This is a genomic window from Bradyrhizobium sp. WCU1 (genome assembly GCF_053474805.1).
This window is the reverse complement of the sequence record NZ_CM130280.1, coordinates 2,015,883-2,029,985: the sequence shown is the minus strand read 5'-3', so window position 1 is coordinate 2,029,985 and position 14,103 is coordinate 2,015,883. Positions and strand designations below refer to the sequence as shown.

Here is a 14,103-nt window from a genome sequence, read left to right as displayed (position 1 = left end):
AAGAATCTGAAGCGCGATGACGATTCAACATGATCTCATCGCGCTTTAGCCCCGCATCGCATTCATCGTCAGCAGTTCGTAGGTCGCCGCGGTCTCGCCGGTGCCGGTCGTGATCTCGACGTCCCAGCGCACCTCGCCGTACTGCTTGTTGCGCGGTGTCTTCTCCTTGGCGGTCAGCCGCACCTGGATCTGTTCTCCCGGTTGCACCGGCTTCACGAAGCGCAGCGAGTCGAGGCCGTAATTCGCCAGCACCGGACCATAGTCGGGATCGACGAACAGGCCGGCCGCGAATGACAGCAGCAGATAGCCATGCGCGACGCGGCCAGGGAAGAACGGATGCCCCTTGGTCGCCTCCTCGTCCATATGGGCGTAGAAGGTGTCGCCGGTGAAATGCGCGAAGTGCTCGATGTCGTCGAGGGTGATCTGCCGCGACTTCGAGACCAGCGTGCGGCCGATCTCGAGATCGTCGTAGTGATAGCGGAACGGGTGCAGGTCGCCCTCGAGCACCGGGCTGCCCTTGAACCAGCGGCCGGTGACGCCGCTCAGCATGCGAGGAGAGCCTTGCAACGCGGTGCGCTGCATGTAGTGCTGCAGGCTGCGGACGCCGCCCAGTTCCTCGCCACCGCCGGCGCGGCCCGGGCCGCCGTGGACCATCTGCGGCATCGGCGAGCCGTGGCCGGTGTGCTCGGTCGCGCAGTCGCGGTCGATGATCGCGACGCGGCCATGGAAGCTGCCGATGCCGAAGGTGAGCTCGGTCGCCGCGTCGATATCGTGGGTGTAGACCGATGCGACCAGGCTGCCGCCGCCGCGGTTGGTCAGTGCGATGGCCTGGTCCAGATCGTCATAGCCCATCACGGTGCAGACCGGCCCGAACGCCTCGATCTCGTGGACCGCGGTTGCGGCAAGCGGCTTCGCGCAGTGCAGCAGCAGCGGCGGAACGAAAGCGCCGCGCTTGGCGTCGGCGTCGACGAGCGCAAAGTTGTCGGGATCGCCGGCCACCAGCTCGGCCTCGGTGCGGAGCTTCGCGACGTGGGCAAGCACATCGTTGCGCTGGGCGAGGCCAACCAGTGGTCCCATCCTGACGTTGTCGCTTGCGGGATTGCCGACCACGACCTTTGCCAGGCGATCGCGCAAGGCCGAGATCACGGCGTCGAGCTGCGCTGACGGCGCCAGCGCGCGGCGGATCGCGGTGCATTTCTGCCCGGCCTTGACCGTCATCTCCTTTGCCACTTCCTTGATGAAGAGATCGAACTCCGGGCTTCCCGGCGCGGCGCCCGGAGCGAGGATCGCTGCATTCAGGGAGTCGCGCTCGGCGATGAACCGGACAGCTTCGCGCGCGATGACCGGATGCCGCTGCAGCTTCTGCGAGGTGTCGGCGGAGCCCGTGAACGACACCACGTCCTGGCAGGTGAGATGGTCGAACAGGTCGCCGGTCGAGCCAATGATGAATTGCAGCGCGCCTTCCGGCAGTGCACCGGATTCGGTGATCAACCGCACGAGCTCGTAGGCGACATAGGCGGTGACCGTCGCAGGCTTGGTGACGACGGGAACGCCGGCGAGAAGCGCAGGCGCCAGCTTCTCCAGCAAGCCCCAGCACGGGAAATTGAACGCGTTGATGTGCACAGCGACGCCGTGCAGCGGCGTCACGATGTGTTGACCGGCAAACGCGCCGCCCTTGGAGAGCCCTTCGACATTACCGTCGAGCAGGTACCTGGTGTTCGGAAGCTCGCGGCGTCCCTTGCTGGCATATGCGAACAGCGTGCCGATACCGCCGTCGACGTCGATCATGGCGTCGGTGCGGGTGGCGCCTGCATGCAGCGACAGTTTGTAGAGCCGGTCCTTGTGCTGGCTCAGATGGTCGGCTAGCGCCTTCAGCAATCCCGCGCGCTGGTGGAACGACAGCTTGCGGAGATTCTTGCCGCCGACCGAGCGGCCATAGGCGAGGATCTCGCGCATGTCGAGATCGCTCCTGGTCGCGAGCGCCACCACGTCGCCGGTGACGGCGCTGCGAATCTCGGCCGCCGGTTCGCCCGCGCCGGACCACCTGCCACGAACGAAGCTGTCGAGCTGCATGACGTTGTCCGCCGATTGCGCACCGCTGGAGTGAGGCTGTGTCATCGAAGTGGAACCCTCTGACCCTGTGATCTGTGTTACGTCCTGGCTTGCTGGCGGAACGTTCAATCCTATGCCCGTCCGACAAAACGTGGCGAGCGCTTTTCGAGGAACGCGGTCACGCCCTCGGCATAATCCGCCGACCGGCCGGCACGTCCCTGCAGATCGCGTTCGAGATCGAGTTGCGCATCAAGCGTGTTGCGCTCGGATGCATCGAGTGCCTGCTTGATCAACGCAAGGCCATCGGTCGGTTGCGTCGCGAGCGAGGCGGCAAGCGCATGGGCCTCCGTCATCAGGTCGGAATCCTCGACCACCTTCCAGATCATGCCCCATGCTTCCGCCCGTTCCGCGGAGACCGGCTCGGCCAGCATGGCCAATGCCCGGGCCCGCGCTCCACCGACCAGCCGCGGCAGAAACCAGGTGCCGCCGGAGTCAGGAACGAGGCCGAGCTTGGCAAAGGCCTGAATGAACTTGGCTGACCGTGCGGCGATCACGATATCGCAGGCAAGCGCCACGTTCGCGCCGGCGCCAGCAGCCACGCCGTTGACCGCGCACACGGCCGGCATCGGAATGCTGCGCAGCTTGCGCACCAGCGGATTGTAATATTTTTCGATCGGCATCGAGAGGTCAGGCGTCTCGCCCGGCGTGAACACGCCGTCCGAGAGGTCCTGCCCGGCGCAGAATCCGCGTCCCGCTCCGGTCAGGATCAGCGCGCGGCAGGATTTGTCCTGTTCGGCCGCGGTCAGCGCGGCCATCAAGGCGGCATGCAGATCGGCGCTGAATGAATTCAGGCGGTCGGGTCGGTTGAGCGTCAGGACGCGATATCCGGCGCGGATATCGGTCAACACCAGGTCGGTGACCATGATTGCCTCCCGTTGCGGCTTCTGACGACCAAAGGTCGCGTGACCCTGGGGCAGAATTACTATTGACCGTCCGGTCAGTCAATTATAATCGGCGCGAGCGATGGACGGCGTCCTCGGACTATCGGAGCGAGGACGATTTTAGTCCCGATCGCGAATTCGGGCGCGACCGACCCATCAAGGTCAAAGCAATCCCGCGCTCTACACTATACCGTGCATTTGCGATGCTTGTGCGCGATGCTTGACAGTTGTCAGACCGAGGCATCGGTGGAACCCGCGAAAGGTTCACGTTTGCAGCCACGCTGCATGGTCCCCATGCTGGGTGTGCGCCGCCACAAATCAGCCGCATATGAGCAGCGACCTCCGTCGCCATGAGGGCGAGCCTATGACAATGCAATCGGGCGATATCACAGGGTTTCGATTCTCGACGGCGCATTTCGGCGAGCGAGATCGCTTGCCGATCTTTCGCGAGCAGATCGGACGGATGATCGTCAAGCTCGATCCGGAGCCGCTCGACGACGGCGCGTTTCATGCGGAAGCGAATGTGCGCGAATTGTCCGGGCTCGGCATCGGATCCTGGGCGTGCAGCAATCTCAAGATCGCGAGACCGCGCGAACTGCTCGATGGTACCGACGATCTGGTGCTGACCATCATCACGAGCGGCAATGTGCGCGCCTCGCAGCGCGGCCGCGACATCCTGCTCGGCCCGGGGCAGGCAGTGCTGCAGTCGAGCGCGGAGGCAGGCGACATGGTCGTCCCGGTGTCGCCCAGCCGTTTCGTCGGCCTCAGGCTGCCGCGCAAGGCGCTCGCCTCGCTGGTTCGTGATCCGGAAGACATGCTGATCCGCCAAATGCCGGCAAACACGGAGGCCATGCGCCTGCTCGCGCTCTACATCAGGGAGCTCGACGACAGCTATCAGCTGGCGACTCCCGAACTGCGTAACGCCGTCGTCAAGCACCTGGTCGATCTGGGCGCGCTGATCATCGGCGCGAACCGGGATGCAGCGGTCGCCGCCGAAGACGGCGGCCTGGCGGCCGCGCGGCTTGCCGCGGTCAAGGCCGACATTTCCGATAATCTCAGCTATGGCGATCTCACTCTGCCCGCGGTGGCGGCCCGGCTGAAGCTCACGCCGCGCCATATCCAGAGGCTGTTCGAAAGCGCAGGTTCGACCTTTTCGGAATTCGTGCTCGGCCAGCGCTTGGCGCGGGCGCATCATCTGCTGACCGATCCACGCCACAGCGGCACCACCATCGGTACGATTGCGTTCGAAGTCGGGTTCGGCGATCTGTCCTACTTCAACCGCACCTTCCGCCGGCATTACGGCGCGACGCCATCGGATGTTCGCGCGGCGCCGCGAATGCGTTAGACGACGCCGGTCTTTGATTCCAACTCGTCGCGTCGTGCTCCGCCGCGAAAAACGATGAAAGCAAACAGGATAGCTCCCGCGAACACGATGAGCGAACCGACCACGACGACGGGCTGGTAAGCCGGACCGCCGATCCGGATGGCTGCAATTCCGATTGGAAAGATGACGGCTCCGATCACGGAGAGCCAGGCCTGTATCCTGGCAAGTGGACCGGTGGCCGCCGCGGGAAACACATGGTAGTAAAGTCCGGCAAGGAACAATGCGACGAAGCCGAGCAGGTTGAGATGAGCGTGGGCAGGCGCCAGCGTGAAATTCTCCGCTACACCCATGCCGATGCCGAGGCCAAGCCCGACGAGAAAGAGGACGACGCTGACACGCAAGAGATTCAGTGCGAGCATTGCTCCTTCAGTTGGTGAACTCGATGCCATTCCTTGTTCCTTGCCCGAAAATACCCAAGCCGCATGTCCTTTGGCAACTTGCCGGCCGATGCTTAGACGTCCCGGAAACTCGACGCATGGGCTGGAGCGACATGCACTTGGACGGAGGCGACATCGTGGACAATCCAGGCGGGCGTCGTAGAGCCGCCTCGAATCAGCCGCGGATCGCGCGCGCGATGCGGCGGCACTAAGAGAGCCGATGATGCCAAACGCGCCGGATGCCTCGGATTTTCGCTACTCGACCGCGGATTGGGCTGAACGCGAGCGGTTGGCGATTTTTCGGGAGCGGATCGGGCGCATGATGGTGAAGCTCGATCCGGCGCCGCTGATCAACAGCGTTTACTACAGCGATGCCAGAGTGCGTGCGCTGCACGGGCTCGGGATCGGATTCTGGTCGTTCGCCAACCTGCGGGTCGACAGGACGCGCGAATTGCTCGATGGCTGCGACGATCTATTGATGGTGATTGGCGCCAGTGGCAATCGGCTGGTGTCGCATCGTGGCCGGGAGCAGGCGGTCGGCGCAGGTGAGGCAATTCTGATGGCGACCGCCGAGACGGCCACGATGACCTACCCCTCGGCGTCGCGCCTCATCAGTTTGCGACTGCCGCGCAAGGCGCTGACGCCCCTGGTGCCCAATCCCGAGGACGCGCTGATGCGCCCGCTGCGGCCCTCGAGCGAAGCGCTGCGATTATTGACCCGCTATGTCCGGGATATCGACGATCTCTATCGATCGGCGGGCGCGGAGCTGCAACGTCTTATCGTCAGCCATGTGATCGACCTTGCGGCGCTGGTAATCGGCGCGTCGAGGGACGGGGAGGCGGTTGCAGAAAAGCGCGGCCTTGCTGCTGCGCGGCTGGCCGCGGTCAAGGCCGACGTCGGCGCGCGGATCGGGGAATGCAGCCTCAGCCTGGCCGCTGTGGCGAGGCGCCTGAAGATCACGCCACGCCAAATTCAGCGGCTGTTTGCCGGCGAAGGCACGACATTCTCGGAGTTTGTGCTCGACCAGCGGCTGGTGCGCGCACATGGCTTGCTGATCGAGTCGCAGCGCAGCGGCCGCAGCATCAGCACCATCGCGTTCGAGGCAGGGTTCGGCGATCTGTCCTACTTCAACCGCACGTTTCGCCGGCGCTACGGTGCGACGCCGTCGGACATTCGAACCGCGCCGCGCCGCTTCTGATGGAATGCACGCCTCAGGCTAAGGCCGCGGTTTAGGGGTCGCCGCAACCCGGCACTCGCCGGATCTGTTCGATCAATCGCTGATGGCGCTCCGCGGACAGCGTCCGTTCATTCGCGCACATCAGCATGGCGACGCAGGCGGGCTCCGGTGCGGAGGGCCAGGCGATGGTTCCGTCGATCGCGCCGTCGCATTTGCGGTAGGCATTTTTCGCGTCCCAACGGATCGCGCTCTCGGGGACTGGCGTCGAAGCGGCCATCACGATCAGTGCTGCTCCGATCAACAGGAGCGATCGGGATATCCGCCGATATGATCCGCGCATGCCGCTTGTCCATCCTTATGAGGGTCGTCGACGATACGGGAGCGTCCGGGGCGGGCGATCACGGCGCGCGCGTGTATCGATACTGGATTCGGAGAAAGGTCACGACGCAGCGATCCGGTTCGGCTTTGCGCGCACTCATTCGGATAGGATTGCGCTCATGTCGGTTTCGTTCATTCGATCAGCGTCGGTGATGTTCTGCCTTCCAGCGGGAATAGCGTCGATCGCCATCAATCTGGCGGTCTCCACGCAATGGGGCGCGTTCAAGGTCGGCGGCTATTATGAGATCGAGCTGAAAGGTGCTGTCGAGGCGGCGGCACCGGTCGGCGCCGACGTCAAGCCGAACGCATCAGAGCCGCTGGTGCGGCCGTGATCGAGACATCACGAGCTATGTGCTATCGCGCACACAGGATCGCCACCGATCGCGCCCTCGCCGTTGACGATTCAAGGCACCAATGCACGGCAACGTGTTTCACATTGTTGCCCAATGTCGCATATGTCCAATCCCCCGTCGCCTCAGTCCGAGCCTGCCGGCCAGCGCGCGCATACAAGGCAGCCCCCAGTGACCGTCGCACCCGGCAGTATGAGTCGATTGCGATGCATTGAGGCGACTTGAGACCATCGAGGAGAACGTGATGAAGTTTGCACTTCGAGGATATTGTCTTGCGCTTGGCGCGAGCCTGGCTCTGTCCAGCGCGGCCATGGCACAGGATATCAGTGTTGCCGTGGTCGGGCCGATGACCGGCTCGGAGGCGAGCTTCGGCCAGCAGTTCAAGAACGGCGCCGATCTCGCGATCGCCGACATCAACGCGGCAGGCGGCGTGCTCGGCAAGAAGCTGAAGCTGGAGGTCGGCGACGACGCCTGCGATCCGAAGCAGGCCGTGTCGGTTGCCGAGAAGATGGCAGGCGCGAAGATTCCGTTCGTCGTCGGGCACTTCTGCTCGTCGACCTCGATTCCCGCCTCGGACGCTTATGCCGAGGGCAATGTGCTTGAGATCACGCCCGGCTCGACCAACCCGCTGTTCACCGAGCGCGGGTTGTGGAACACGTTCCGCGTCTGCGGCCGCGATGACCAGCAGGGCATGGTGGCGGCCGGCTACATCATCAAGAACTACAAGACCAGGAACGTCGCGATCATCCACGACAAGACCACCTATGGCAAAGGTCTTGCCGACGAAACCAAGAACGCGATCAACGCGGCGGGTGTGAAGGAAAAGCTCTATGAAGCCTACACCAAGGGCGACAAGGACTTTGCCGCGCTGGTCTCCCGCTTCAAGAAGGAATCGATCGATTTCGTCTATGTCGGCGGCTACTACGCCGAGGCTGCGTTGATCCTGCGCCAGATGCGCGAGCAGGGCGTCAATGCGGTGCTGATGGGCGGCGATGCCTTGGTCGACAAGCAGTTCGCCGCGATCGCGGGTCCGCTTGCCGAGGGCTCGCTGTTCACCTTCTCGCCCGATCCGCGCAAGAAGGTGACCGCGGCCGCGACCTTGAAGAAGTTCAAGGACAAGGGCATCGATCCGGACGGCTACACGCTTTACAGCTATGCGGCCTTCCAGATCTGGAGCCAGGCCGTCACCCGCGCCCAGACCACGGACGCCAAGAAGGTCGCAGCCGCCATCAAGGCCGGAAGCTGGGACACCGTGCTCGGCAACATCAGCTACACGCCGAAGGGTGACATCACCTTGATCGACTATGTCGTGTACCGCCGCGACAAGGACGGCAACTACGCCGAGCTGCCGGCCGCCGGTCAATGATCGCCAGCCGCGACATCGGCACTCCTCCCTGATCGATGTCGCGGCTGTGCCGGCTCACAGCGCCAACGGACCAACCCTCTGCCAGCCCCGGAGGTGTTGGCGCTGTGACGCCAGGCAAGAACGATAAGCGTCCCGCTGGCGCCGATTGCCGGCGCAGAGCCTGATCATCGAGATAATCGAAGAGAGCAGCAGATGTCTGACATGAGTCTGACCAACAATGGCGGTCTGGGTGGCGGCGGCTCAGCCGATTGGCGCGACACCGGGCCTGCGCAAGGACCCTCGCAGGGATCGTCGCATTCCTATCCGCTGCTGGTGCGCGATCACGGTCTTGGCACCGCGCTGAAGCTGTTGCTCGAGACCCTGCCTTATGCACTGGCGCGATGGGGCGTGTTGCTGGGCTTTGCCGCAGCGTGCGCCATCTTTGCCATCGTGGCCGTGGGCGGCGCCGTGTGGCTCGGCACCCACGTCGCCAGCGTGTTCGGCTACTGCTGGCTGCTTGGCATCCTGCTGCTCGGCGGATGGATCTGGGGCGCCGTCCTGCGCTACACGCTGCATGTGATCGCATGCGGTCATGTCGCCGTGCTGACCGAACTGATCACGCATGGCCGCATCGGGAACGGCACCGAAGGACAATTTGCCTACGGCCGCCGGATCGTGATGGACCGGTTCGGCGAGGTCGCGATCCTGTTCGGGCTCAATGCGCTGATCCGCGCCGTGCTGCGTGCGTTTCACAATGCGCTCGATACGCTCGGCGACTGGCTGCCGGCGCCCGGCATGAAGGCGATCGTCGGCCTGCTCAATACCATCCTGTCGGCCGCGACGCGCTACCTGGACAAGGTGGTGCTATCCTACGATCTGGCGCGCGGCGGCGACGATCCAAGGCGCAATATCCAGGACGGCCTGGTCTATTATTGCCAGAACGCCAAGCCGATCCTGACGACGTCGGTCTGGATGGTCATCGTCGAGCGGATCCTGAGCATCCTGCTTTGCCTGCTGCTGCTGGTCCCCGCCGGCCTGGTGACGGTCTGGTTGCCGGAGGCGGTCAGGGAATATGGTGCCATGGTGACCGTCTTCATCGCGGCACTGCTGGCCGTGACGGTGCGCGCAGCCTTCATCCAGCCGCTGTTCCTGATCTGCATGATGATCCGCTTTCACGCGTTGATCGAGCACCAGCCCATCAATTCGACCTGGGTCGGCTATCTCGACGGTCTGTCAGACAAGTTCCGGCAGATCGGACGTTGAGACCGGCGCCTGGTCTTGATCGCGCTTCGTAACGGAGATGTTCGTTGACCGATATCACACTCGATAACCACGGCGTCCGTCTTGCTGCATCTGTCGATGGCCCGACGAACGGCGAACCGATCCTGTTCCTGCACGGCCTGTCGGTGAGCCGGGACACATGGCAGGAAATTGGCGGTCGGCTGAAGGATCGATATCGGGTCTGGACCTTGGATTTCCGCGGCCACGGCCACTCGGACCGGGCCGCAAGCTATGCGCTCGCCGACTATGTTTCCGATGCAGAGACGGCGTTGGCCGCCATCGGGCGCCGGGCAGTGATCGTCGGCCACTCGCTCGGCGGCTGCGTTGCCGGCGTGCTGGCGCAGAGCGGCGATAACAATGTGCGCGCTGCCTTGCTTGAGGATCCGCCATGGTATCTCGGGCAGCCGGGGGAGTGGGAGAAATCGGTCTTCCCGAAGCTGTTCTCGATCGTCAGCGCGCGGCAGGCGACGTGGCAGCAAGCCCGTGCGCCGCTGGGCACGTACCTTGCGTTCGTCACAGACGCGCCAACCCCCATGGGCGGGATCGGCCGCGATCATTTCACCCCCCGTCATTTGTTGAGCCATGCCTCTGCGCTGCAGCGCCAGGACGGGCGGTGCTGGGCGGACGGAGACGTTGCGGGTTCGGTTCTTGCGGCGATCCAGACCACGCGAGAGTTCCTGTGTCCCGTCAAGATCGTTCAAGCCGATCCGTCATGCGGCGCGGCCTTGCTGGAGGGCCACGCGGCTCGCCTCGCACAGGATAATCCGCGTGCAGCGCTCGTTCGCTATGAGGGATGCGGCCATTCACCCCACCGCGCCATCGCGTTCGAGCAGCGCTTCACGGCAGACCTGCAGGATTTCCTGTCGAGCCTGCGGTCACAGTGAGACGGACGCCATCCGGCACCTCACGCGAACCGATGACGGAACCATCGATGCAGGAAACCTCCGGCTACGATCCGAGCTATGTGATGGGGCGCTCGACTGCGGAGACCGACAGGCTGAAGCGCCAGTCGCAGCTCTACGATGCGTCCACATGGCAGCTCCTGAGGGAGGCCGGGCTCGCGCCGGGCATGAAGGTGCTCGACGTCGGAAGTGGAGCAGGCAACGTCTCGTTCGTGGCGGCAAGTCTGGTCGGCGAGGGAGGCAAAGTCGTCGGTGTCGACAGCAATCCCGCGATTGTCGCGGAAGCAGCAGGTACCGCGCGCGCTCTCGGCCTCGACCAGGTGTCATTTCGAGCCGGCGACATCAACACGATCGAGCTGGAACGCGACTTCGATGCGATCGTCGGCCGGCTCGTGTTGATCTATGTGCCGGATCCGTCAGCCCTGCTTCGCACGCTGCTTGGACACCTCAAGCCCGGCGGCATCGTGGCATTTCAGGACCTCGACTGGGGCGAGGGGCCGATCGCCAATCCGCCGTCGCCGCTGCTGTCGCAGGCGTGGGGCCACGTGAGCGAAATGTTCCGGCGGGCCGGGCTGAACAACCGGATGGGCTTTGCGCTGCATGGCGCCTTCGTCGCCGCCGGGCTGCCTGCGCCGCGAATGAGCCTGTTTGCTCCGGTCGGCGGCGGCGCGGACTTCGACGGCTATGACTACATGGCAAGCGGCTTGCGCAGCAACCAGCCGCACATCGTCAAGCTCGGCGTCGCCACCGAAGCAGAACTGGCGCTCGACAGCTTTGCCGAGCGCCTGCGCACTGAGGTGGTTGCTGCGCACGGCGTGTTCGCGCTGCCGACCTTCGTCGGTGCCTGGGCGCGCAAGCAGGCGGGCTGAACCCGCCGCCCGCTTCAGAGATTGCCGGCCACAGCGTCGATGAAGGTCGCAGCCGACTCCTTCAGCTGCTTGCGGCTGTAGCCGGCGCGCTCCATCACGGCGAGGCCACGGGTGAAGGTCACGATGACGCGCGCCAGCCGGTTGGCATCGGCCATGCTTGGCTTCGTCTGAGATGTGCTGACGGCCTTGCTGATCAGTTGTTCGAGCCGGGAGAGCACATCCTGCACGCGCTGCCGCACATCCGCACTTGAAATGGCCGCGTCGAGCGCCGTGCGCGTGGTCAGGCAGCCGCGCGGCGGAGAGCCATCCGTCATGTTGATGATGATCATATCGAAGAAGCCTCGTAGCCCCGCCGCGGCGTCGCCGCGTGACAGCGCGGCGCCGGCCGCTTCCAGGAATTGCCCGGCATACTGATCGAAGGCGCGCAGGAAGATCGATTCCTTGTCGCCATAGGCGTTGTAGAGGCTGCCGCGCTGGACTCCCGTGGCGGCGGCGAGGTCCTGCATGGTCGCGTCGTGCAGGCCCTTGCGCCAGAATACGTCGAGCGCGGTCGTGATCACCTCGTCTTCGTCGAACTGACGCACGCCTACCATTGGTTCGCCCCACCGGATCATTCTTGACATCATTGTCAAGATTGACGATCATGTCAAGAATGGTTGCCTGAGGAGATCGCGATGATTACCGCCGTCACGTCGTTCAGATTGTCCAAACCGATCACGCGCGAGGAAGCGCGCGCCATCTTCCTCGATACCGCACCGATCTATCGCGGCGTACAGGGGCTGTTCCGGAAGACCTATGTGCTGTCCGATGACGGCACGACGGCCGGCGGCATCTATTTCTGGAACTCGAGGAGAGAGGCCGAAGCGCTGTACACCGATGCGTGGCGCGCCCGCGCCCGGGAGAAGTATGGCGCCGATCCGACGGTGACTTATTTCGAGAGTCCCGTGGTGGTGGACAACGTTGCGGAGCAGATCAGCTCCGACGGCCGATAGGAAAGCGCCGTCGCGTCGACTGATAACGGCGGAACTTTCGACCATCGCCCGGCGATGCATCGTCCGCGCATCATGCACGGCGCATCGGCTTGTGCTCGGCGGGCCCACAAGGCTACTCTCCCTGCAAGCAAGAAAACTGCAAGGGAGCCGTCACGGTGAACCAACCTCCATCCTCAGATCCGGCACTGCCCCGCCGCAGGCTCGGCCGCACCGGGCTCGATGTTTCCATTCTCGGCTTCGGCACCGCGCCGCTCGGCGATCTCTTCGCTCGGCTCGACGACACGGTGGCGATTGCCGCGATGGAGCGGGCGTTTGCGCTGGGCGTGAACCTGCTCGATTCCTCGCCGCTCTACGGCCATGGCCTTGCCGAGCATCGCTGCGGCACCGCGCTGCGGCGCGTGGCGCGGGCCGACATCGTCGTCTGCACCAAGGTCGGCCGCTGGATGGACCCGTTCCACGGCCGCGGCGACGGCTCCAATTTCGTCGGCGGCCAGCCGCATCGTGCGGTGGTCGATTACTCCTATGACGGCACCATGCGCTCGGTGGAGCAGTCGCTGCTGCGGCTCGGCATCGATCGCATCGACTTGCTCCTGATCCACGACGTCGATGTCTGGACCCATGGCAGTGAGGCGATCGAAGCCAGGTTCCGCGAGGCGATGGAGGGCGCCTATGTCGCGCTCGACAGGCTGCGCACCGAGCGCGTGATCAAGGGCATCGGGATCGGCGTCAACGAGGCCGAGATGTGCATGCGCTTCGCCAGTGCGGGAACGTTCGACACCATGCTGCTCGCCGGCCGCTACTCGCTGCTCGAGCAGCCGGCGCTCACCGAATTCCTGCCGCTGGCGGAGAAGCAGGGCATCGGCGTGATGCTCGGCGGCGTGTTCAATTCCGGCATCCTGGCGACCGGCGCGGTCGCCGGCGCCAAGTATAATTACAAGGACGCGCCGGCGGATGTGATGCAGAAGGTGGCAGCGATCGAGCGCGTTTGCCGCGCCCACGGCGTGGCGCTGCCGACCGCCGCGCTGCATTTCGCGCTGGGCCATCCGGCGGTCGCAAGCGTCGTGCTCGGCGCGCAGGCGCCGCAGGAGGTCGAGCGCAACGCCGCGGCGCTCTCGGCCCCGGTCCCCGCCGTGCTGTGGCACGACCTGAAAGCGGAGGGGCTGCTCGACCAACACGCGCCGGTGCCGGCATGATGCGGATCGACGCCCATCATCATGTGTGGACCTTGGCGCGCGCCGATTATGGCTGGCTGACGCCCGAACGCGGGCCGATCTATCGCGACTTCGGTCTGGTCGATCTGGTGCCGCATCTCGCCGCGGCCGCCATCGAGGGCACGATCCTGGTGCAGGCGGCGCCAACCGAGGCCGAGACGGCATTCATGCTCGACGTCGCCAAAGGCTCGGAGCTGGTGCGCGGCGTGGTCGGCTGGATCGACTTCGATGCACCCGATGCCGCTGACCGGATCGATGCGGTCGCCGAACGCGAGCTGCTGGTCGGTCTGCGGCCGATGGTGCAGGACGTGGCCGACGATGACTGGCTGCTCCGCCCTGAACTGGCCGCGCCGCTCGAAGCCATGGAGCGGCACGACCTCGTCTTCGACGCGTTGGTGCTGCCGCGCCATCTGCCGCGGCTCGTTCAGGTGGTCGATCGCCATCCGGATCTGCAATTCGTACTCGACCATTGCGGCAAGCCGCAACTCGCAACCGGCGACATCGCGGCCTGGAAGGACGACATTGCAAGCCTTGGCGCACGATCCAACGTCGTCTGCAAGCTGTCGGGCCTTGCGACCGAGGCGGCGCCGGGCTGGCAGGTCGAAGATTTGCGCGAGGCAGTGGATCATGCACTCGCATGCTTCGGTCCGCAGCGGCTGCTGTGGGGCAGCGACTGGCCCGTCGTCAATCTCGCCGGCGGCTATGCGCACTGGTTCGTGGCCGCCCAGCGTCTGCTGGCTGATTTGTCAAGTGACGCGAGGGCTGCGATTTTCGGCGGCAATGCGGCGCGGGTCTATTTGTCAAGCCGCGGGCGGCCGGCATCCCGGAAATAGGGCGCGCGGCG

The 14,103-nt window shown here is 64.7% G+C and carries 15 protein-coding genes; 10 read left to right on the top strand and 5 right to left on the bottom strand.

Annotated elements, in window-relative coordinates; translation table 11 throughout:
* Positions 1-45: 45 nt before the first annotated feature.
* The gene (gene paaZ / locus ACTUWL_RS09215; RefSeq protein ID WP_021075830.1) at positions 46-2,073 is read right to left on the bottom strand and encodes a phenylacetic acid degradation bifunctional protein PaaZ; all 2,028 of its coding nucleotides are present in this window, start codon (positions 2,071-2,073) and stop codon (positions 46-48) included.
* A gap of 110 nt (positions 2,074-2,183) precedes the next feature.
* Positions 2,184-2,975 (bottom strand): 2-(1,2-epoxy-1,2-dihydrophenyl)acetyl-CoA isomerase PaaG, encoded by a 792-nt coding sequence (paaG, locus tag ACTUWL_RS09210; RefSeq protein WP_021075831.1) that lies wholly within the window; start codon positions 2,973-2,975, stop codon positions 2,184-2,186.
* A 451-nt stretch (positions 2,976-3,426) separates the two neighbouring features.
* On the opposite strand from paaG, the gene ACTUWL_RS09205 reads away from it, so the two are divergent.
* A complete protein-coding gene (locus ACTUWL_RS09205; RefSeq protein WP_158267731.1) occupies positions 3,427-4,338 on the top strand; it encodes an AraC family transcriptional regulator in 912 nt (303 codons plus the stop codon).
* Here the strand turns inward: ACTUWL_RS09205 and ACTUWL_RS09200 are convergent.
* A complete protein-coding gene (locus tag ACTUWL_RS09200; RefSeq protein WP_021075833.1) occupies positions 4,335-4,766 on the bottom strand; it encodes a hypothetical protein in 432 nt (143 codons plus the stop codon). The genes ACTUWL_RS09205 and ACTUWL_RS09200 overlap by 4 nt on opposite strands.
* Positions 4,767-4,977: 211 nt before the next feature.
* Between ACTUWL_RS09200 and ACTUWL_RS09195 the strand changes: the two genes are divergently transcribed.
* Positions 4,978-5,952, top strand: coding sequence for an AraC family transcriptional regulator (locus tag ACTUWL_RS09195; RefSeq protein WP_203369007.1), 975 nt, complete (start codon positions 4,978-4,980; stop codon positions 5,950-5,952).
* A gap of 31 nt (positions 5,953-5,983) precedes the next feature.
* Here ACTUWL_RS09195 and ACTUWL_RS09190 read toward each other — a convergent pair whose 3' ends face one another.
* The gene (locus tag ACTUWL_RS09190) at positions 5,984-6,232 is read right to left on the bottom strand and encodes a hypothetical protein (protein ID WP_035649318.1); all 249 of its coding nucleotides are present in this window, start codon (positions 6,230-6,232) and stop codon (positions 5,984-5,986) included.
* A 196-nt stretch (positions 6,233-6,428) separates the two neighbouring features.
* On the opposite strand from ACTUWL_RS09190, the gene ACTUWL_RS09185 reads away from it, so the two are divergent.
* From ACTUWL_RS09185 to ACTUWL_RS09165, 5 genes are all read left to right on the top strand, one after another.
* The gene (locus ACTUWL_RS09185) at positions 6,429-6,641 is read left to right on the top strand and encodes a hypothetical protein (RefSeq protein ID WP_021075836.1); all 213 of its coding nucleotides are present in this window, start codon (positions 6,429-6,431) and stop codon (positions 6,639-6,641) included.
* A gap of 262 nt (positions 6,642-6,903) precedes the next feature.
* Positions 6,904-8,025: a branched-chain amino acid ABC transporter substrate-binding protein gene (locus tag ACTUWL_RS09180; RefSeq protein WP_021075837.1), complete on the top strand. Its 1,122-nt coding sequence runs from the start codon at positions 6,904-6,906 to the stop codon at positions 8,023-8,025.
* Between the two features lie 192 nt (positions 8,026-8,217).
* Positions 8,218-9,267, top strand: a complete 1,050-nt coding sequence (locus tag ACTUWL_RS09175) for a hypothetical protein (protein WP_021075838.1) — start codon at positions 8,218-8,220, stop codon at positions 9,265-9,267.
* A 44-nt stretch (positions 9,268-9,311) separates the two neighbouring features.
* A complete protein-coding gene (locus ACTUWL_RS09170) occupies positions 9,312-10,169 on the top strand; it encodes an alpha/beta fold hydrolase (protein ID WP_021075839.1) in 858 nt (285 codons plus the stop codon).
* A gap of 47 nt (positions 10,170-10,216) precedes the next feature.
* A complete protein-coding gene (locus tag ACTUWL_RS09165; protein ID WP_021075840.1) occupies positions 10,217-11,056 on the top strand; it encodes a class I SAM-dependent methyltransferase in 840 nt (279 codons plus the stop codon).
* Positions 11,057-11,070: 14 nt separating this feature from the next.
* On the opposite strand, the gene ACTUWL_RS09160 is transcribed toward ACTUWL_RS09165, so the two are convergent.
* Positions 11,071-11,649, bottom strand: coding sequence for a TetR/AcrR family transcriptional regulator (locus ACTUWL_RS09160; RefSeq protein WP_021075841.1), 579 nt, complete (start codon positions 11,647-11,649; stop codon positions 11,071-11,073).
* Positions 11,650-11,730: 81 nt separating this feature from the next.
* Between ACTUWL_RS09160 and ACTUWL_RS09155 the strand changes: the two genes are divergently transcribed.
* The 3 genes from ACTUWL_RS09155 (at position 11,731) to ACTUWL_RS09145 (ending at position 14,092) form a co-directional block, all read left to right on the top strand.
* Positions 11,731-12,048 carry a hypothetical protein gene (locus tag ACTUWL_RS09155; protein WP_021075842.1) on the top strand — a complete coding sequence of 106 codons (318 nt, stop codon included), beginning with the start codon at positions 11,731-11,733 and terminating at the stop codon, positions 12,046-12,048.
* 155 nt (positions 12,049-12,203) lie between these two features.
* A complete protein-coding gene (locus tag ACTUWL_RS09150) occupies positions 12,204-13,241 on the top strand; it encodes an aldo/keto reductase (RefSeq protein WP_021075843.1) in 1,038 nt (345 codons plus the stop codon).
* A complete protein-coding gene (locus ACTUWL_RS09145) occupies positions 13,238-14,092 on the top strand; it encodes an amidohydrolase family protein (RefSeq protein WP_021075844.1) in 855 nt (284 codons plus the stop codon). Before ACTUWL_RS09150 ends, ACTUWL_RS09145 begins: the two co-directional genes overlap by 4 nt.
* The last annotated feature ends 11 nt before the right edge of the window (positions 14,093-14,103 follow it).

Excerpts from the sequence above, each read along its gene's own strand:
- paaZ (WP_021075830.1), bottom strand. The coding sequence starts at position 2,073 with ATGCAGCTCGACAGCTTCGTTCGTGGCAGGTGGTCCGGCGCGGGCGAA.
- paaG (WP_021075831.1), bottom strand. The coding sequence starts at position 2,975 with ATGGTCACCGACCTGGTGTTGACCGATATCCGCGCCGGATATCGCGTC.
- ACTUWL_RS09200 (WP_021075833.1), bottom strand. The coding sequence starts at position 4,766 with ATGGCATCGAGTTCACCAACTGAAGGAGCAATGCTCGCACTGAATCTC.
- ACTUWL_RS09195 (WP_203369007.1), top strand. The coding sequence starts at position 4,978 with ATGCCAAACGCGCCGGATGCCTCGGATTTTCGCTACTCGACCGCGGAT.
- ACTUWL_RS09185 (WP_021075836.1), top strand. The coding sequence starts at position 6,429 with ATGTCGGTTTCGTTCATTCGATCAGCGTCGGTGATGTTCTGCCTTCCA.
- ACTUWL_RS09180 (WP_021075837.1), top strand. The coding sequence starts at position 6,904 with ATGAAGTTTGCACTTCGAGGATATTGTCTTGCGCTTGGCGCGAGCCTG.
- ACTUWL_RS09175 (WP_021075838.1), top strand. The coding sequence starts at position 8,218 with ATGTCTGACATGAGTCTGACCAACAATGGCGGTCTGGGTGGCGGCGGC.
- ACTUWL_RS09165 (WP_021075840.1), top strand. The coding sequence starts at position 10,217 with ATGCAGGAAACCTCCGGCTACGATCCGAGCTATGTGATGGGGCGCTCG.
- ACTUWL_RS09160 (WP_021075841.1), bottom strand. The coding sequence starts at position 11,649 with ATGGTAGGCGTGCGTCAGTTCGACGAAGACGAGGTGATCACGACCGCG.
- ACTUWL_RS09155 (WP_021075842.1), top strand. The coding sequence starts at position 11,731 with ATGATTACCGCCGTCACGTCGTTCAGATTGTCCAAACCGATCACGCGC.
- ACTUWL_RS09145 (WP_021075844.1), top strand. The coding sequence starts at position 13,238 with ATGATGCGGATCGACGCCCATCATCATGTGTGGACCTTGGCGCGCGCC.